The sequence below is a fragment of the Arthrobacter sp. NicSoilB4 genome (genome assembly GCF_019977335.1).
Taxonomy (GTDB): Bacteria; Actinomycetota; Actinomycetes; order Actinomycetales; family Micrococcaceae; genus Arthrobacter.
Genome location: NZ_AP024653.1, coordinates 2,482,467 through 2,499,827 on the forward strand (window position 1 = coordinate 2,482,467; position 17,361 = coordinate 2,499,827).

15 protein-coding genes and 2 tRNA genes are annotated in these 17,361 nt (G+C 68.4%); 4 read left to right on the top strand and 13 right to left on the bottom strand.

The annotated features are described in order from the left end of the window. Positions 1–61 precede the first annotated feature (61 nt). Positions 62–565, top strand: coding sequence for a DUF3515 family protein (locus LDO13_RS11270; protein ID WP_224046836.1), 504 nt, complete (start codon positions 62–64; stop codon positions 563–565). A gap of 3 nt (positions 566–568) precedes the next feature. Here LDO13_RS11270 and LDO13_RS11275 read toward each other — a convergent pair whose 3' ends face one another. From LDO13_RS11275 to leuC, 6 genes are all read right to left on the bottom strand, one after another. After that, positions 569–1,708 (bottom strand): D-alanine--D-alanine ligase family protein, encoded by a 1,140-nt coding sequence (locus LDO13_RS11275; protein ID WP_224046837.1) that lies wholly within the window; start codon positions 1,706–1,708, stop codon positions 569–571. A 2-nt stretch (positions 1,709–1,710) separates the two neighbouring features. Further along, positions 1,711–2,763 (bottom strand): NAD(P)H-dependent glycerol-3-phosphate dehydrogenase, encoded by a 1,053-nt coding sequence (locus LDO13_RS11280; protein WP_224046838.1) that lies wholly within the window; start codon positions 2,761–2,763, stop codon positions 1,711–1,713. After that, positions 2,760–3,596: a lysophospholipid acyltransferase family protein gene (locus LDO13_RS11285; RefSeq protein ID WP_224046839.1), complete on the bottom strand. Its 837-nt coding sequence runs from the start codon at positions 3,594–3,596 to the stop codon at positions 2,760–2,762. Before LDO13_RS11285 ends, LDO13_RS11280 begins: the two co-directional genes overlap by 4 nt. 10 nt (positions 3,597–3,606) lie before the next feature. Continuing rightward, entirely contained in the window at positions 3,607–4,932 is a 1,326-nt protein-coding gene (murA, locus tag LDO13_RS11290) for a UDP-N-acetylglucosamine 1-carboxyvinyltransferase (protein WP_224046840.1), read from the bottom strand. A 217-nt stretch (positions 4,933–5,149) separates the two neighbouring features. Then, positions 5,150–5,752 carry a 3-isopropylmalate dehydratase small subunit gene (gene leuD, locus LDO13_RS11295; RefSeq protein WP_224046841.1) on the bottom strand — a complete coding sequence of 201 codons (603 nt, stop codon included), beginning with the start codon at positions 5,750–5,752 and terminating at the stop codon, positions 5,150–5,152. A 57-nt stretch (positions 5,753–5,809) separates the two neighbouring features. Continuing rightward, positions 5,810–7,264 carry a 3-isopropylmalate dehydratase large subunit gene (leuC, locus tag LDO13_RS11300; RefSeq protein WP_224046842.1) on the bottom strand — a complete coding sequence of 485 codons (1,455 nt, stop codon included), beginning with the start codon at positions 7,262–7,264 and terminating at the stop codon, positions 5,810–5,812. A gap of 124 nt (positions 7,265–7,388) precedes the next feature. Between leuC and LDO13_RS11305 the strand changes: the two genes are divergently transcribed. Continuing rightward, positions 7,389–8,108 carry an IclR family transcriptional regulator gene (locus LDO13_RS11305; RefSeq protein ID WP_056426387.1) on the top strand — a complete coding sequence of 240 codons (720 nt, stop codon included), beginning with the start codon at positions 7,389–7,391 and terminating at the stop codon, positions 8,106–8,108. 17 nt (positions 8,109–8,125) lie between these two features. Beyond that, positions 8,126–8,659 (top strand): DUF1697 domain-containing protein, encoded by a 534-nt coding sequence (locus tag LDO13_RS11310; RefSeq protein WP_224046843.1) that lies wholly within the window; start codon positions 8,126–8,128, stop codon positions 8,657–8,659. Between the two features lie 50 nt (positions 8,660–8,709). Here LDO13_RS11310 and LDO13_RS11315 read toward each other — a convergent pair whose 3' ends face one another. The 4 genes from LDO13_RS11315 to LDO13_RS11330 form a co-directional block, all read right to left on the bottom strand. After that, positions 8,710–10,323 carry a GTPase gene (locus LDO13_RS11315; protein WP_224046844.1) on the bottom strand — a complete coding sequence of 538 codons (1,614 nt, stop codon included), beginning with the start codon at positions 10,321–10,323 and terminating at the stop codon, positions 8,710–8,712. After that, positions 10,320–12,065 carry a dynamin family protein gene (locus LDO13_RS11320; protein ID WP_224046845.1) on the bottom strand — a complete coding sequence of 582 codons (1,746 nt, stop codon included), beginning with the start codon at positions 12,063–12,065 and terminating at the stop codon, positions 10,320–10,322. The genes LDO13_RS11315 and LDO13_RS11320 overlap by 4 nt, the downstream gene beginning before the upstream one ends. Before the next feature lie 98 nt (positions 12,066–12,163). Continuing rightward, positions 12,164–12,236: transfer RNA gene (locus LDO13_RS11325), tRNA-Glu, on the bottom strand. Between the two features lie 129 nt (positions 12,237–12,365). Next, positions 12,366–12,437 (bottom strand) — tRNA-Gln (locus LDO13_RS11330). Between the two features lie 330 nt (positions 12,438–12,767). Between LDO13_RS11330 and LDO13_RS11335 the strand changes: the two genes are divergently transcribed. Further along, positions 12,768–14,171: a hypothetical protein gene (locus tag LDO13_RS11335; protein WP_224046846.1), complete on the top strand. Its 1,404-nt coding sequence runs from the start codon at positions 12,768–12,770 to the stop codon at positions 14,169–14,171. Here the strand turns inward: LDO13_RS11335 and LDO13_RS11340 are convergent. The 3 genes from LDO13_RS11340 to LDO13_RS11350 form a co-directional block, all read right to left on the bottom strand. Then, positions 14,168–14,923 (bottom strand): HAD family hydrolase, encoded by a 756-nt coding sequence (locus LDO13_RS11340; RefSeq protein ID WP_224046847.1) that lies wholly within the window; start codon positions 14,921–14,923, stop codon positions 14,168–14,170. The two genes, LDO13_RS11335 and LDO13_RS11340, sit on opposite strands and share 4 nt — an antisense overlap. After that, positions 14,923–16,455: a glutamate--tRNA ligase gene (gltX, locus tag LDO13_RS11345; protein ID WP_224046848.1), complete on the bottom strand. Its 1,533-nt coding sequence runs from the start codon at positions 16,453–16,455 to the stop codon at positions 14,923–14,925. The genes LDO13_RS11340 and gltX overlap by 1 nt, the downstream gene beginning before the upstream one ends. A gap of 128 nt (positions 16,456–16,583) precedes the next feature. Next, the gene (locus LDO13_RS11350) at positions 16,584–17,360 is read right to left on the bottom strand and encodes a fumarylacetoacetate hydrolase family protein (protein WP_224046849.1); all 777 of its coding nucleotides are present in this window, start codon (positions 17,358–17,360) and stop codon (positions 16,584–16,586) included. Between the last annotated feature and the right edge of the window lies 1 nt (position 17,361).

Below are 17,361 nucleotides of genomic sequence, written 5' to 3' on the forward strand. Positions count from 1 at the left end.
CCGGTTCAGGGCGCTTCCAGGCCCGTACTGCGGTGCGCCACCACCGGGATAGGCTTAACGCATGCAGCGCTACCGTTTCCCGGCTTCCGCACGTCCGTTCCGTTTTCTGGCCACGGCGGCAGCCGCCGGGATCGTGCTGGCCGCCTGCGCTCCGGTTGTCGACGTCGCGCCCGCCAAGGACGCTGCAAACGCCGCCTGTGCCCCGATGATGGTGGCGCTGCCCGATGCCATTGGTGAGGCCAAGCTGCGCAAGACCAACAGCCAGGCCACCGCTGCCTGGGGTGACCCGTCCCTCGTGATCCTGCGGTGCGGAGTGAATGTTCCGGGCCCGACGACGGACCGCTGCGTCAGCGTGAACGGCGTCGACTGGGTCATCAAGGAAGGCAACCCGGTCTGGACCCTGACCACGTTCGGACGCGAGCCCGCCACCGAGATCCTGATGGACCCGGACAAGATCAGCTCCGCCACTGTGCTCGCGGACCTGGCCGCCGCTGCCGCGAAGGTCCCGGCGGCGCGGAACTGCGTGGGCCAGGCGGACCTGCAGAACCTGCCGCCGAGCCAGTAGCTGCTAGCGCAGGCCGGTCTTGCGGTGCAGCGCCAGGTAGATCAGTTCGTCGATCAGCTCCGCGTAGCCCAGGCCGGAGGCCTTCCACATCTGCGGGTACATGCTCTTCGGCGTGAACCCGGGCATCGTGTTGATCTCGTTGATAACGAGTTCGCCCTCAGGCGTGTAGAAGAAGTCCACCCGGCTCAGCCCCTCGGCCCCGACGGCGTCAAACGCGACAGCAGCCAGCTCGCGGACCCGGGCGCTGGCCTCGTCCGGGAGGTCGGCCGGGCAGCTGAGGTCCGCGGCGTCGTCCACGTATTTGGCGTTGAAGTCGTAGAACTCATGCCCGCCGCCTGCCACGGAAATCTCGCCCGGCATAGAGGTCCGGGGAGCGTCAGTCCCCCGTCCTTCCAGCACGGCGCACTCGATTTCGCGGCCCACAATGCCCGCCTCGATGACAAGCTTCGGGTCATGCTCGCGGGCGGCCTCGATCGCGGCGTCGAGCCCGTCGATGGAGTCCACCTTGGAGATCCCCATGGAGGACCCGGCCCGCGCGGGCTTGACGAAGACGGGGAAGCCCAGCTGGTCCACGCGCTTGCGGACCGTCTCAGGGTCATTGCGCCACTGCCGGTCGGTCACGGCAATGTACGGACCCACCCGGAGCCCGGCGGATTCGAACACCACTTTCATGAAGTGCTTGTCCATGCCGACGGCGGACGCCAGCACGCCGGCGCCCACGTAGCGGGTGTCGGAGAGTTCCAGGAAACCCTGGATGGTGCCGTCCTCGCCGAACGGGCCGTGCAGCAGCGGGAACACGACGTCGACGGCGCCAAGTTCCTGCGGGACCTCGTTCGGGGAGGCCACGATCAGCTGGTGCTCGCCGCCGATTTCGGTCAGCGCCACGGTCCGGGCCGAGGACGCGACCTCGGGCAGGGAGGATGCCGACAGCGACCAGTCATGCGTGTCGCCGGAGGCCAGCACCCACTGGCCGGTCTTGGCGATCCCGATCGGGATGACCTCGTACTTCGTCTGGTCGATGGCGCCGAGAACCCCGGCCGCCGTCACGCAACTGACAGCGTGTTCGCTGGAACGGCCCCCAAACAGGACCGCCACGCGGGGCCGGGCGGCTTGGCCTTCTGTGTTCACGTTTTCTTCAGACACGGTCAGTAATCGCCTTCAGGTTTCAGGTCCCGGGACAGCAGCAGCGGCCCCAGTTCATCGACGGACAACTTTCCGGCCAGCACGGCGACGACCGCCGCGGTGATGGGCATTTCAACGCCACGCTTGCCGGCCAGCTCATGGACGGCCTGGGCGGACTTGATCCCCTCGGCCGTCTGCGTCATTTCCGCGGTCACTTGGTCCAGGGTCAGGCCCTTGCCCAGAAGCCGTCCGGCGGTGTGGTTCCGGGACAGCGGCGAGGAACAGGTCGCCACAAGGTCGCCAAGGCCGGCCAGCCCGGCCATCGTCTGTACCTCGCCGCCCAGGGCGAGCGAGAGCCGGGAGGTCTCGGCGAGACCCCGCGTGATGACGGAGGCCTTCGTGTTGTCACCCATCCGCTTGCCTTCGCAGATGCCGACGGCCAGCGCAATGATGTTCTTGACGATCCCGCCGATCTCGACGCCGACGACGTCCCCCGTCGTGTACGGGCGGAAGTACGGGGCCGTGCAGCTGCGCGCGATCCAGCCGGCAGCGGTCGGGTCCGTGCAGGCCACCACGGATGCCGTGGGCTCCTCGCGGGCGATTTCCATGGCCAGGTTGGGTCCGGAAACCACAGCGATCCGGCTGGCGGGAACGCTGAGCTCCTCGGAGATGACTTCGCTCATCCGGGCATCGGTGTGCAGCTCGAGTCCCTTCATCAGGGAAACCACCAGGGATCCAGGCTCCACGAGGTGCTTCCATTCGCGCAGTTGCGGCCTCAGGGTCTGGGCCGGAACGGCCAGGACCACCAGCTGGGCGCCCGCGAGGACTTCGGCGACGTCGGTGGACGCGGTGATGCTGGGCGGAAGGGCAATGTCCTTGAGGTACTGCTCGTTCCGGTGCTTCAGGTTGATCTGGTCGACCACTTCGCCCCGCCGGCCCCAGAGCCGGATATCGCGCTCGGTGCCGGAGGCCGTGGCCGCGTCAGCGAGGATCTTCGCGAACGTGGTCCCCCACGACCCCGCCCCGAGGACGGCCACCGTGGTGGCGGAGCCCGTCCCGCCGAAGTCCGCCGTCATTTGACGCCGTCCGCGCCGGTCGCTGTGCCGGCGTCGGCGGATCCGGCGTCGGGTGTTTTGCCGCCGGTGCCGGCGGCAGAACCGCCGGCTTTGCCGTCCTGGTCGATGAAGCGGCCGTGCGTTGACTGCTTGTGGGCCGCAGGGTCCCAGCGGACCAGGGGAGGCTGTCCCCCGCGGAGCGTGGCCAGGAGCTCGGTAATGGCCTCCATGATGACGTTCGTGGCCTCCGTGAGGGTGGCCTTGTCCAGCGGACGTCCGGCGAATGCGCTGAGGTCCACGGGATCGCCCACCACCAGGCGCGAGGTCTTCCGGGGAAAGACGTGCATGCGTTTGGCATAGCGGGGCAGGACCTCGTGGGCTCCCCAGTGCGCCATCGGCACCACCGGGATGCCGCTTTCGAGCGCCATCCGCGCGGCACCGGTGTGGCCCTTCATCGGCCACAGCTCCGGATCACGGGTCAGCGTGCCCTCGGGATAAATGATGATGGCGCCGCCCTCGTCCACCACTTCCTTGGCAATCTGCAGCGAGCGGTTGGCGCCCGCCGTCGAACGTTCCACCGGGACCTGCTTGGTGGCGCGGAGCACGAACCCCAGCACGGGCACCTTGAAGAGCCCCGCCTTGGCCAGGAAGTGCGGCATCCGCTTCTGGTTGTAGAGCATGTGCCCCACCACCAGGGGGTCGATTTCCGTGCAGTGGTTGGGTGCTGCGATGAAGCCGCCGGCGGGAAGCTTCTCCAGGCCGAGCCATTTCTTCCGCATCAGGAGGTTCATGACCGGCCGGACAATCCCGGCAACAACGACAAAAGTGATGTGGCTCTTGGCCGATTCCTTCACCTGGTCCCCGCTACTCGGCTGCGGTGATGTCGAAATCGGCGCCCAGGCCCGCGAGCTTCTCGGTGAAGCGCTCGTAGCCGCGGTTGATGATGTCGATTCCGGTGACCCGCGAGGTGCCGTTGGCGGCCAGCGCGGCGATCAGGTGGCTGAACCCGCCGCGCAGGTCCGGTACGTCAATATCCGTGCCGGTCAGCTGGGCCGGGCCGGAAATCACGGCTGAATGCAGGAAGTTGCGCTGGCCGAAGCGGCACGGCACGCTGCCCAGGCATTCGCGGTGGACCTGGATGTTGGCGCCCATCCTGATGAGGGCGTCGGTGAAGCCGAAGCGGTTTTCGTAGACGGTTTCGTGGACGATCGACACGCCCTCAGCCTGCGTCAGGGCCACGATCAGGGGCTGCTGCCAGTCGGTCATGAAGCCCGGGTGCACGTCCGTCTCGAGGACCAGCGGGTTGAGCTTGCCGCCCTTGTGATAAAAGCGGATGCCGTCGTCGCCGATGTCCATCCCGCCGCCGACTTTGCGGTACGTGTTGAGGAAAGTCATCATGTCGCGCTGGGTGGCGCCTTCGACGAAGATGTCGCCGCGCGTGACCAGTGCCGCGGAGGCCCAGGAGGCGGACTCGTTGCGGTCCGACAGGGCGCGGTGGTTGTAGCCGCCGAGGTCCGGGACGCCCTCGATCCGGATGGTGCGGTCCGTCTGGACGCTGATGATCGCGCCCATCTTCTGCAGCACGGCGATGAGGTCGACGATCTCCGGCTCGGTGGCCGCGCCGGAGAGCTCGGTGATGCCCTCGGCCCTCGTGGCGCTCAGCAGCACCTGTTCGGTGGCGCCGACGGACGGGTACGGCAGGGAGATCTTGGCGCCCTTGAGGCCGCCCGGCGCAGAGATGTGGATGCCGCCGGGACGCTTCTCGACGACGGCGCCGAACTGCCGCAGCACGTTCAGGTGGTAGTCAATGGGCCGGTCGCCGATCTTGCAGCCGCCCAGGTCGGGGATGAAGGCCTCGCCGATCGCGTGGATCAAGGGACCGCACAGCAGGATCGGGATCCGGGAATCGCCGGCGTGCGCGTCGATGGCCGTGTGGGAGGCTGTCTTCGCGTTGGTCGGATCGAGCGTGAGGTCCCCCGTGAGCGGGTCCTTTTCCACGGTGACACCGTGGAGCTGGAGCAGGCTGGTGACAACCTCGACGTCCTTGATTTCAGGGACGTTGCGCAGCACGGACGGCTCGTTGCCCAGCAGGGCAGCCACCATGGCCTTGGGGACAAGATTCTTGGCCCCACGCACGGTGACGCGGCCAGTCAGCGGGACGCCTCCGCGGATTGTCAGAACACTACTCATATACCGGTTTCCTCACGACTACTCGCCCCCAAATCCTTACAAAGGCACCTGCTAAGCATAGGAGCTTGCGTTACCGATCTGAAATACGGCACGGTCCGGCCCGTTGGCTTAGCCGCAGTTCCCGCCGTCGAAAGCAAAGCAACGCGGGGTCACTTCCGGCCCATCCCAAGGGCCGGGATGGGCTAAAAGTGACCCCGCGTTGCTGCAGGAGAAGGCTTCAGGACAGCTTGGCCGGCAGCGTCTTGGGCATGAAGCCGGGCCGGGTGGCCTCGAACGCGGTGATGTCTTCCTCGTGCTGGAGGGTCAGGCCGATGTCATCCAGGCCTTCGAGGAGGCGCCAGCGGGTGTAGTCGTCAATTTCAAAGGGCGCCACGATGTTGCCGCACTGGACGGTCTTGGAGACGAGGTCCACGGTGACCGCGGTGCCCGGGGCGTTCTCCAGCTCCTTCCAGATGAGTTCGATGTCATCCTGGGCGAGCTCGGCGGCGAGCAGGCCCTGCTTGCCTGAGTTGCCGCGGAAGATGTCCGCGAAGCGCGAGGACAGCACGGTCTTGAAGCCGTAGTCCTTCAGCGCCCAGACGGCGTGCTCCCGGGAGGATCCGGTGCCGAAGTCCGGGCCGGCCACCAGCACGGAGCCGGCGTTGAACGGTTCCTGGTTCAGGATGAACGCCGGGTCCTTCCGCCAGGCAGCGAACAGCGCGTCCTCGAAGCCGGTGCGGGTGATGCGCTTGAGGTAGACGGCCGGGATGATCTGGTCCGTGTCGACGTTGCTCTGGCGCAGCGGGACGCCGATGCCGGTGTGGGTGGTGAACTTTTCCATGGCGGATCCTTCTGGACTGTATGGATCTGGGCTGTGTGGATCAGGGACTGCGGGTAGCTACGCGGCGTCGGTGCTGCGGGCCGCAGACCCGGCAGCGGGGTCAAGGTCCGAGGGCGAGCTCAGCGTGCCGCGCACCGCCGTCGCGGCTGCCACCACCGGGGAAACCAGGTGCGTGCGCCCGCCCTTGCCCTGGCGGCCCTCGAAGTTGCGGTTCGACGTCGAGGCGCAGCGCTCCCCCGGTTCCAGCTGGTCCGGGTTCATGCCCAGGCACATGGAGCAGCCGGCGAAGCGCCACTCGGCGCCGAAATCCTTGAAGACCTTGTCCAGGCCCTCGGCCTCGGCCTCGAGGCGGACCCGGGCGGAGCCGGGCACCACGAGCATCCGGATGTTGGGGTCCTTGGTGCGGCCGCGGATGATGTCCGCCGCGGCGCGGAGGTCCTCCATCCGGGAGTTGGTGCAGGAGCCCAGGAAGACCGTGTCCACCCGGATGTCCTTCATCGGGGTGCCGGCCTCCAGTCCCATGTACTGCAGCGCGCGTTCCGCCGCGGCTTTGGCGTTCTCGTCACCGAAGTCCTCGGGCGAGGGCACCTTCGCGGACAGGGACACGCCCTGGCCGGGGTTGGTTCCCCACGTGACGAACGGCTCCAGCGCGTCGGCGTCGAGGTCCACCTCGACGTCGAACGTGGCGTCGTCCTCGGAGCGCAGGGTGTTCCAGTACTCGACGGCGGCGTCCCATTCGGCGCCCTGTGGCGCGTGCGGGCGGCCGAACATGTAGTCGTACGTGGTCTGGTCCGGGGCGACGAGTCCGGCGCGGGCGCCGGCTTCGATGGACATGTTGCAGATGGTCATCCGGGCTTCCATGGACAGCGCCCGGATCGCGGAGCCCCGGTACTCGAGCACGTAGCCCTGGCCGCCGCCGGTGCCGATCTTGGCGATGACGGCCAGGATGATGTCCTTGGCGGAGACGCCCGGCTTCAGGGTGCCCTCGACGTTGATGGCCATCGTCTTGAAGGGCTTCAGCGACAGTGTCTGGGTGGCCATGACATGCTCCACCTCGGACGTGCCGATCCCCATCGCGAGGGCACCGAAGGCCCCATGGGTGGAGGTGTGCGAGTCGCCGCAGACGACGGTCATGCCGGGCTGGGTGAGGCCAAGCTGCGGCCCGACAACGTGGACGATCCCCTGCTCGGCGTCGCCGAGGGAGTGCAGCCGGACACCGAACTCCTGGCAGTTGTTGCGCAGGGTCTGGATCTGCGTGCGGCTGGTGAGATCGGCAATTGGCTTGTCGATGTCCAGCGTGGGAGTGTTGTGGTCCTCGGTTGCGATGGTGAGGTCTGGCCGGCGCAGCGGGCGCCCGGCCAGCCGGAGGCCCTCAAAGGCCTGCGGCGACGTCACTTCGTGCACCAGGTGGAGGTCGATAAAGAGAAGGTCTGGCTGGGCGTTGGCTCCTTCGCCGTCGCCCTTTCGCACCACGTGCGCGTCCCAGACTTTCTCGGCCAGTGTCTTTGCCACGGCCTGCTCCCTTCACTGCGGTCTACGTACTTGCCAGCTTGCTGACTCCACTGAATCAGCACTCCCGCGTAATGCGCCAGCGCGCTGACTTGCATCTCAGATAATGAGACGGCAATATCATTACATGGACAATTCTAGTGGAGTCGGTGTCATCGATAAAGCGGCCCATGTGCTTGACGCACTTGAGGCCGGGCCAACCACCCTGGCGCAGCTTGTTGCAGCCACAGGACTGGCAAGGCCCACCGTGCACCGGCTGGCACTGGCGCTGGTCCACCACCGGCTGGTCAGCCGCGACATCCAGGGCCGTTTTGTGCTCGGCAGCCGCCTCGTGGAGCTCGCCTCCGCGGCCGGCGAAGACCGCCTGATCGCCTCCGCGGGCCCGGTCCTCATGCAGCTCCGCGATGCCACGGGCGAGAGCGCTCAGATCTTCCGCCGGCAGGGCGACTGGCGCGTCTGCGTCGCGTCCGCCGAGCGGCCCATCGGCCTGCGCGACACCATTCCCGTCGGCACCCAGCTGTCAATGAAGGCCGGCTCCGCCGCCCAGGTGCTCCTCGCGTGGGAGGACCACGACCGCCTTTTGGAGGGCCTGCAGGCTGCCCGCTTCACTCCCACCGTCCTGGCCGGAGTACGACGCCGGGGCTGGGGCCAGAGCCTCGGCGAACGTGAGCCGGGGGTCGCCTCCGTCTCGGCCCCCGTCCGCGGTCCGTCCGGCCGCGTGATCGCCGCGGTGTCGATCTCCGGGCCGATTGAACGCCTGACCCGCCAGCCGGGCCGGCTGCACGCCGAGGTGGTCTGCAACGCGGCGCGGGTGCTGACCGAGGCCTTGCGCAAGACCAACGACTGACGGCATAGGCTGTCCGCATGAACAGCTATGCGGTCTTCCTGCGCGGGGTCAACGTCGGCGGCATCACCATCAAGATGGCCGAGCTGAAGGAAGCCCTGAAGTCCCGGCCGTTTTCGGACGTGAAGACCCTCCTGGCCAGCGGAAACGTCGTGCTCTCCAGCGGGCTGCCCCCCGCAGGGGTCAAGGAGGAGTTCGAAGAGTGCCTCCGGGAGGCCTTCGGCTATGACGCCTGGGTGGTGGTCCTGGCGGCGGACCGTGTGGGTGAACTCGTGGCGGCCTGCCCCTACCCTGCGGATGACTCCTCCACCCACACCTACCTCACGCTCGCTTCGGACGCCGAGGTTCTTGCGGAGCTCTACGAGGCCGGAAGAGCGATGGACGGGGCCGAACTGACCCTGCTGGGGCCGGAGGCCCTGGCGTGGCTTGCGCCGGCCGGGGGAACGCTGGACAGCCCGTTCAGCAAGCTGTCCTCGAAGCCGAAATACAAGGCCTCCACGACCACCCGCAACCTGCGCACCATGATCAAGGTCCGGGACGCCGCCGGGCTGTGATGGCAACAGCACCCCCGTTGCCGCTGTCACAGTGCTGGAGCGCTGGCTAGCTAGCGCGCCGCCCGCAGTGCCTTGTTGAACGACCCCAGGCGGCTGACCTCAAGCTCCACCGGTTCCACCACAAGATCCTCGGCCACGGCAGCGACAGAGGCCCTGAGCCGTTTCCGGGCCGCCGCGCCCCGTGCGCGGGCGGCGCCGCCCGCGATGAACTTCGCCAGCACGGCCAGGACAATCCCAAGAAGCACCCCTCCCGCGATCATCACGGTCGGCACCGGCCAGCCCTGCACCAGCGGCACCTCCGGCACGGGAAGCTGCAAATAGCCCAAAGCCGCCAGGACGCCGAGCCACGCGAATCCGCCCAGCGCCGCCAGCAAGGCAATCCACTGGACGACGTTGAACACCGTCCACCACCAGGATGTCCCGCCGGCTTTCAAATCCGTCGCGGCGATGGCCTGGTCCAGCGCATCCGGAAGCTGATCCCTGCCCTCGCGGGCGGCACTGCGGATGACTGCCCGCCAGGGGCCGGGGGCGCCGTCGGAGGCTGCGTCGGCAAATTCCCGGACGGCGGCATCCGTGCGGGCCCGTTCCGGGGCGCCGGCAGGCGGCAGGGACGTGCGGTTCAGTTCAGGTTTGGCGCCTTCCCGGCGCAGATTCAGCCGGCGCAACGGGTCGGGCCGGAAGCGGACCAGCCAGCGCGTCACCGGCCAGCCGGTGCGGCGGGTCGCCTCCAGGCGGTAGGACCGGACGACAGCCTCCACCACGAGCGGGACGTTCGCGGCGAAGGCCAGTTCCTCGGCCAGCCTGGCCTTCGACGCTGCCGTGACTCCGGCTGCCTCGCCGTCGCCCGACGCCTCAGCGAGCCGGGCCGAGGCCCGCGTGACGTCCGCGCCCAGGCGCTGGGACTGGGCCTGCCGCTGCCTGGCCACCTGGCCGATGGCCGCCCGGACTTTGTCGACGCCGCTGCCCACGACAGCGGAGGCGCCAATGACCTGCACCTTGCCCAGGCCGTCCCGCGCCAGGATGGCCTTGAGCGACTCCAGCACCGGCGGAACGTCCCGCCCCGGGAGCCTGTCGACCTGGTTCAGCACCACCAGCGTGACGGCGCCGTGTGCGGCCAGCGGGGTGAGGAAATCGTTGTGCACGGCGGCATCGGCGTATTTCTGCGGATCGAGCACCCAGACGAGGACGTCGACGAGTCCCACCATCCGTTCCACGATCTCGCGGTTGGCAGCGCGCGTGGAGTCGAAGTCGGGGAGGTCCAGGAGGATGAGGCCCGTACCCTCGTCGGCGAAGCCGGGGACCGGGGCAGCGTGGTGCCTGTTCCGGACCTCCAGCCAGTCCAGCAGCTCCTCGCTCCCCTCGGCGCCCCAGATGCCGGCCAGCGGCTCGGACGTCGTGGGCCGCCGGACTGCCGCCGTCGCGATTTCCTCGCCGCTGACGGCGTTGAAGAGGGAGGACTTTCCGCTGCCGGTGGCCCCGAAAAATCCGACGACGGTGTGGTCCGCCGAGAGGGAACGCCGCGTGCCCGCCCGGTGCAGCACCTGAAGGACGCCGTCCAGGACATCCTCCGGGAGCGCCCCCGCGGCCAGTTCGCGCGCCTCGTTCAGGGCGTCGATCCGGCGGTCCAGCCGGGAAGCCTCCGCGGCCGCGCCGTGGCGGCTCATGCGGAGGTTCCCAGGCGTCGCAGCGCGGCGGCGTGGCCGGCGAGCTCTGCCGGAGTGGGCCCGCCGGTGCCCTCGATCCGGGCCAGGAAACGCCACTGCTCGGCCTCCAGCAGGTTCAGGCAGCGGGCGTGGAGATCCTCTCGGGCCGTCCGGGCGAGCCGGCGGACGGCATCCTCACCGAACACCGCCTCCAGCAACCGCTGTCCGACGACGGCGGTACCGCCGGCGACGCCGATTTCCAGCCCGGTCAGTCCGGCGGTCATCGAGAACACCACGATCATAAGGGCGGCGCCGAGGCCGTTGATCCCGAAGGACAGCCAGCGGGCCTGTGTGCGCTTGCCCTGGCCCTCGGTCCGGATGAGTTCCATGAGGTCCCCCTGCCAGGCCCGGATCTCGGCAGCGGCCTTCTCGGCGAAGCCTTCGGAGGTTCCGGACAGGTCATCGGGGCCCAGCAGTTGGCGGCCGGCCGGATCGGAGCGCCAGCGCCTGTCCGAGTCCTCCGCCGCGTTGGCGGCCTCATCGATGATGACGGCCTGCAGCCCGGTTTCGATCGCCGTCTCCACGCGCACCGCCGGTGCCGGTTCACCCCGGAAGAACGCACCGGCGCGGTCCCGGAAGCGGCCGATGGTCTGCTCCATTGCCCGGAAGAACTCGCCGGTGCCCACGAAGTCCTGCCAGCGGGCCAGGACCTCGCCCCGCAGGAGCGCGCCGTCACGGGTGGCCTCCAGGATCCGGGCCACGGCGTCGCGGTAGGCGTCCCGGGCGTCCCCCGCGAGGACCTCAGCAGCATTCTCCTGGGCGCCGGCGGCCTGCGCAACGGCGTCCACGCGGCTGCCCAGCGCCCTGACGGTTCCGTTGAGCGTCCGCCGGGCGATCTCGGAGCGCCCGGCGGCGTCCGCGGCGAGTTCCCGCAGCCAGAGCCGCAGCGGCTCCACTGCGGCGGGAGGAAGCATGCCCATCCCGTCCAGCGCCGTCTCGGGGATGACGAAGAGGCGTGCGCCGCCCAAGCCTTCCCTGCTGAGCATGGACTGGAGGTCTGCGCTGACCTCGGCCTCGGCGCCCGGCGGCACCCGGTCCAGCACCACGGCCACCATGATGTCCCTGCTGGCCGCGTCCAGCAGCAGGCGCCAGGGGACGGCGTCGGCGTAGCGGTTGGCGGTGGTGACGAACACCCACAAATCGGCGGCGGCCAGCAACTGGCCGGCAAGTTTGCGGTTGTCAGCGGAGATCGAGTCGACGTCGGGAGCGTCCAGCACGGCGATCCCCTGCGGCACCGCCGCCTCGGCGACCAGCACCAGCGAGGAGACCGCGGCGGCGTCCGGCGTTGGCCCGGCCTGGCTGGCGGGCAGTGGCTCCTGGCCCGCCGTGCCGCGGATCCGGCTCAGGCTCGGCAGGACCCGCTGGCCTTCGAACCAGTGCCCGTCTGCAGGGTGGTGCAGCAGGATTGGCTGCCGCGTTGTGGGCCGGATTGCACCGGCGCGGGTGACTGCGTGCCCCACAAGTCCGTTGACGAGGGTCGACTTCCCTGCGCCCGTGGAACCGCCCACGACGGCGAGCAGCGGCGCGTCCAAGCTCCGGTAGCGCGGCAGGATGTAGTCCTCGAGCTGCGCCAGGGCATCGCCGATATCCCGCCTGGCGGCATCCGCACCGGGGAGGGCAAGCGGCAGGGCCGTCGCGGCGAGGTCGCGGTGGACGGCTTCCAGCAGTTCAACGGCCTGGCCGGGGGTTTCATCGGGGCTCACCGCATCATCATGCCAGTTCCGGGCGGCGGGATTCCGGACCGCAGGACTCCGGACAACGAAAAACGGCCCCGGGCTTATGCCCGGGACCGTCTTATCTGTGACCCCAGCGGGATTCGAACCCGCGTTACCGCCGTGAGAGGGCAGCGTACTAGGCCGCTATACGATGGGGCCGCGTACTCTCCAGAACAGCATTCCTGCCATTCGCGCTAAGCGATTATTTCATACACTCAGCAAGTGTTTCAAATCGGCGGACCGACTCAAAACCCCTGATCAACCGCGGAAATTCGCGGATTTTCAGAGCTGGGATACCAGGACTCGAACCTAGAATGACGGTACCAGAAACCGTAGTGTTGCCAATTACACCATATCCCAATGGAACTTTCGGGCCGGATCCGCAGGTCTAAACCAGCGCTCCCGGCGCCTCAGCACGAGTAATTACTTTACCCGAGAGTTTTCCTGTGCACAAATCGGCCGATCGGCCTGTCCCGGAGCTGCCCTGCGGGAGCCGCCCGCGCCCTTCTCAGCCGAAAACCCTTGCCAATCCGGGGTCAACAAGTTTACGCTCGGTAAGTTACCAACGAGTAACTACCCCTCCCCCACTCCGCTGCGGGCAGCTGCATGGGCATTTTCGAATGTTAGCTGCGTCACAGCCGGGGGCCGGCAGCAAGCCGCTGCCGGCAAAGCCGTCGAGAGGAACCATCCGTGACACAGAGCCGTGCCGCTGCCACCAGTCCGAACCGCACCCGCGCCCAACAGATCGCCATCGCAGTGCTCGCCCTTTTGCTGATTGCCCTTCTGGGGTTCTACACGCTCGTTACCGGCCGGATAGCCGATGGCTCTGCCCGGCTCAAGGACGGCGCCGGGCAGGCATCCGCCGGGGCCGCGCAGCTGAAGGACGGTGCGGGAAAACTGGCGGCGGGCGCCGGCCAGGCGGATACTGGTGCCGGCAAGCTCTCTGCCGGTGCCAAAAAGGTCCATGCGGGAATCAGCGAGAAGCTCGCTCCCGGGGCCGAGAAGCTCCAGGCCGGCGCGGACCAGCTGGCCACGGGCGCCGTCAAGATCGAAACCGACGTCAACAACAAACTCGCCCCCGGCGTGTACAAGGTCGACGACGGCGCGCAAAAACTTGCCGCCGGAGCAGTGCAGCTCTCGGCCGCCCTGACCCCGACGGCCGCCGGCAACGCCGAGAACAACCTGGCCGACGGCGCCACGCAGCTTGACGCCGGGGCGGCCCGGCTGGCATCCGGATCCGGCGAACTTGCCGCGGGCACGGTCCAGCTCAAGGGGTACCGGGGCGCCGGCAACAACCCGGAAGCCGGTACCGGCACGGCGGCCCTCGCACAGGCCCTCGAGCTCCTGCAGGCGGCCGCTTCGGACCCTGTGCAGGGACTGGTGCCCTTGTCCGTTGTCAGGGACAAGATCGCCAAAATCACCGCAGGGGCACAGAAGCTCGACGCGGGAGCCACCCAGCTGCAGGCCGGCGCGGGCCGCCTGCAGGCAGGAACAGAACAGCTGCACGCGGGGACGGGGAAGCTGACCGCTGGTTTCCGGACACTGGCCGGCAAACTCAACAGCCAGGATCCCAGGAACCCCGGCGTCGTTCTTGGCACGCAACTGCTGGCCGACGGAACATCCAAAATCCGGACGGGCATGGACGGCGTTCCGGGCGACCCGGCACGGCCGGGGCTCATCAAGGCCGCCGCGCGGATGACCGAAGGCAGTTCACGGCTCGCGGACGGGACCGTGGCGCTGAACTCGGGCATCAAGGGGGACCCTGCGGATCCGGCCAACCCGGGGCTGCTCAACGGATCCCTGGCCCTCGCCTCGGGCGCCAGCGAGCTCTCGGCGGGCAACACGAAACTGGCGTCCGGTTCCTCGCAGCTTTCGACCGGAGCGGACAAGCTCGCCGACGGAAACGCCCGCATTGCCGAGGGCACGGTCACACTGCACTCGGGCGCTGCGGCGGTCTCGCCGTCGACGATGGTCGGCCAGTCCGACGCGGCCGTGGCCCTCGGGATCGTCGGTGTCCTGGGCCTGGGTTCGGTCGGCGCTTTCCTTGGGCTGCGGAACCGGCGCGCCCGCGGCACCGCCCCGGCGGAGGGTTAGGCCAGCAGTTCCAGCAGGGAACCGACCTCGCGGCCCTCAAAGCCCGGGGCCGGTTCCCCGCCTCGGTTCAGCCAGACACCCAGCAGGCCCGCCGCCGTCGAGCCGTCAGCATCGAGGATGCGGTTGTCCCCCACATAGAGTGTTTCGGCCGCACCTGTGCCGAGGCGGCGGACTCCCTCCAGGTAGATGGCCGGATCCGGCTTCGCGGCACCGACGGTGTCCGTCCCCACCAGTATGCTGATGCGCTCCAGACCAGCAGCGTCCAGCTTGATCCGCTGGTAGTCGTGGACGTTGTTGCTCACGGCGCCGTAGGGGATGCCGGCCGCATCCAGCGCGTCCAGCATCGGCGTGACGTCGTCGAAGGCGCGGATGTAGCCGTGCTGCCGGCTGGCGTAGGAGCTGACCCAGTGGTGGGCCTGCTCCCCCTCCTCCAGCTCCACACCGAAGTGCCCCAGGGCAGCCCGGCCCCGGAGGAGCCGCTGCTCGTTGAAGGTCAGCTCGCCGGCCAGGTACCGATCGTAGAAATGGGTGGTCTCGCGGGTGAAGATCCGCCCGAATTTCTCCCACCCGGCCTGGTCCAGGCCGGGCAGGAGGTGTTCGCTGACGTCACGCAGGGCCGCTGTCATGGCGAACTCAAGGTCCACCAGGGTGTCGTCGATGTCGAACAGCACCCCATGAACAGCGCCGCCGCCCAGGCCGGCGGCCAGCGCATTCGTCCGGGCGCTGGTAATGACCTCGGGTGTGCCCATCATCAGCCGCGGAAAGCGCGTAGCCGGGCCAGGGACGAATCCTTGCCCAGGATCACCATGGATTCGAACAGCGGCGGGGAGATCCGGCGGCCGGAGATGGCGGTGCGGACCGGACCGAACGCCAGGCGCGGCTTGACGCCGAGCCCCTCCACCAGCGCTTCCTTGAGGGCGGCCTGGATGGTCTCGGCGTTCCAGTCGGCGATGGGCTCCAGGGCGGCCAGGGCGGCGTCGAGCACTTCGGTGAGGTTTTCCGGAAGCCCCTTGCGGGCGTCGTCCGCGACGTCGATCGCGTCGTCGTTCTTGAACAGGAAGGCAAGCATCTCGGGGGCCTCGCCGAGCAGCGAAATGCGCTCCTGGACCAGGGGTGCCGCCTCGGCGAGGATCTCCTCCTGCCGGGCGGTGAGCGTGTCGCCGACAAACCCGGCGGTGCGCAGGTACGGGACCAGCCGGCCGCGGAAGTCCTCGGCGTCGAGCATCCGGATGTGCGTGCCGTTGATGGCCTCGGCCTTCTTGATGTCGAAGCGGGCCGGGTTGGCGAGAACGTCGTTGACGTCGAAGTTTTCGATCAGCTGCTCGACCGTGAAGATGTCCTCGTCGGCGGAGAGGCTCCAGCCCAGCAGGGAGAGGTAGTTGAGCAGGCCCTCCGGGATGAAGCCGCGGTCCCGGAGCAGGAAGAGGTTGGACTGCGGGTCGCGCTTGGAGAGTTTTTTGTTGCCCTCGCCCATGACGTACGGCAGGTGGCCGAAGACCGGCAGGTAGCTGGCGACTCCGATCTCCATGAGCGCGCGGATCAGCACCACCTGGCGGGGTGTGGAGGAGAGCAGGTCCTCGCCGCGGAGCACGTGGGTGATGCCCATCAGCGCGTCGTCGACGGGGTTGACCAGGGTGTAGAGCGGGGACCCGTCGGCGCGGACGATCACGTAGTCCGGGATGCTGCCGGCCTTGAACGTGATCTCGCCGCGGACCATGTCGGTGAAAGTGACATCGGTGTCCGGCATCCGGACGCGGAGCACTGGCTGGCGGCCCTCGGCCTTGAACGCGGCGAGCTGCTCCTCGGAGAGCTCGCGGTCGAAGTTGTCGTAGCCCAGTTTGGGGTCGCGGCCGGCGGCGCGGTGGCGGGCCTCGACTTCCTCCGGGGAGGAGTAGCACTCGTAGGCGTAGCCGGCGTCGATCAGCTTGGCGACGACGTCCTTGTACAGGTCCAGGCGCTGCGACTGGCGGTACGGCTCGTGCGGTCCGCCGACCTCCACGCCTTCCTCCCAGGTGATGCCGAGCCATTTCAGGGCCTCGAGCAGCTGCTGGTAGCTTTCCTCCGAGTCGCGCGCCGCGTCCGTGTCCTCGATGCGGAACACGAAGGTGCCCTTGGTGTGGCGGGCGTGGGCCCAGTTGAAGAGGGCGGTGCGGATCAGGCCGACGTGCGGGGTGCCGGTGGGCGACGGGCAGAACCGGACGCGGACCGGGGTGTCAGCGGTGACTTCGCTGGTCACACTGGGGGCGGAGCTGGAAACGGCGTCGGGCGCGGAAGGAGTAGTCATAGTGGTACCAACATTACCAACCCCGGTCAGTGCCGGGTGCCCGCGGTTTCCGCGGCGAAAAAGGACAGCCGCACCGTGGATCCACGGTGCGGCTGTCCGAAATCGGCGCGGGAATCGATGTGGCCCCGCTAGCGGCGGACGACCGGGTTGGAGAGGCGGCCGATGCCCTCGATCTCGACCTCGAAGCGGTCGCCGGCGGTAACGAGTCCGACGCCGGCGGGGGTGCCGGTCATGATGACGTCACCGGGCAGCAGGGTGAACGCCTGCGAGACGATGGAGACAAGCTCGCGGACGCCGCGGATCATCTGGCTGGTGCTGCCGTCCTGGCGCAGTTCGCCGTTGAGGCGGCCCTGGATCTGCAGGTCCTCGGTGTTCAGCTCGGTCTCGATCCACGGCCCCAGCGGCGCGGACGTGTCGAAGCCCTTGGCCCGGGCCCACTGCAGGTCCGTCTTCTGGACGTCGCGGGCCGTGAGGTCGTTGCCGCAGGTGTAGCCGAAAATAACGTCGTCCACGCGCTCCTCCGGGACGTCCTTGCAGATCCGGCCGATCACGACGCAGAGCTCGGCTTCGAAGGACACTTCCTCTGAGAACTCAGGCAGGACGATCGGATCGTTGGGGCCGACCACGGAGGTGTTGGGCTTCAGGAAGAGCAGCGGCTGGGCCGGGACCTCGTTGCCGAGTTCCCGGGCGTGCTCCACGAAGTTGCGGCCGACGCCGATGACCTTGCTGCGCGGAATGATCGGGGCGAGCAGCCGCACGTCCTCCAGCTTGTGCCGCACGGCGGTACGTTCCACGCCGTGGAAGAACGGGTCGCCGTTGATGACAGTGACTTCCTCACTGCCGGGCTCACCTTCAACAATGCCGTAGAGGGGATCAGAATCGACTACAAACCGGGCGATACGCATG

What these genes read in the sequence shown, in the direction of transcription:
- leuD (WP_224046841.1), bottom strand. Translation starts at nt 5,752, where the DNA reads ATGGAAAAGTTCACCACCCACACCGGCATCGGCGTCCCGCTGCGCCAG.
- LDO13_RS11310 (WP_224046843.1), top strand. Translation starts at nt 8,126, where the DNA reads ATGAACAGCTATGCGGTCTTCCTGCGCGGGGTCAACGTCGGCGGCATC.
- LDO13_RS11305 (WP_056426387.1), top strand. Translation starts at nt 7,389, where the DNA reads ATGGACAATTCTAGTGGAGTCGGTGTCATCGATAAAGCGGCCCATGTG.
- LDO13_RS11340 (WP_224046847.1), bottom strand. Translation starts at nt 14,923, where the DNA reads ATGATGGGCACACCCGAGGTCATTACCAGCGCCCGGACGAATGCGCTG.
- LDO13_RS11280 (WP_224046838.1), bottom strand. Translation starts at nt 2,763, where the DNA reads ATGACGGCGGACTTCGGCGGGACGGGCTCCGCCACCACGGTGGCCGTC.
- LDO13_RS11270 (WP_224046836.1), top strand. Translation starts at nt 62, where the DNA reads ATGCAGCGCTACCGTTTCCCGGCTTCCGCACGTCCGTTCCGTTTTCTG.
- gltX (WP_224046848.1), bottom strand. Translation starts at nt 16,455, where the DNA reads ATGACTACTCCTTCCGCGCCCGACGCCGTTTCCAGCTCCGCCCCCAGT.
- LDO13_RS11315 (WP_224046844.1), bottom strand. Translation starts at nt 10,323, where the DNA reads ATGAGCCGCCACGGCGCGGCCGCGGAGGCTTCCCGGCTGGACCGCCGG.
- LDO13_RS11350 (WP_224046849.1), bottom strand. Translation starts at nt 17,360, where the DNA reads ATGCGTATCGCCCGGTTTGTAGTCGATTCTGATCCCCTCTACGGCATT.
- murA (WP_224046840.1), bottom strand. Translation starts at nt 4,932, where the DNA reads ATGAGTAGTGTTCTGACAATCCGCGGAGGCGTCCCGCTGACTGGCCGC.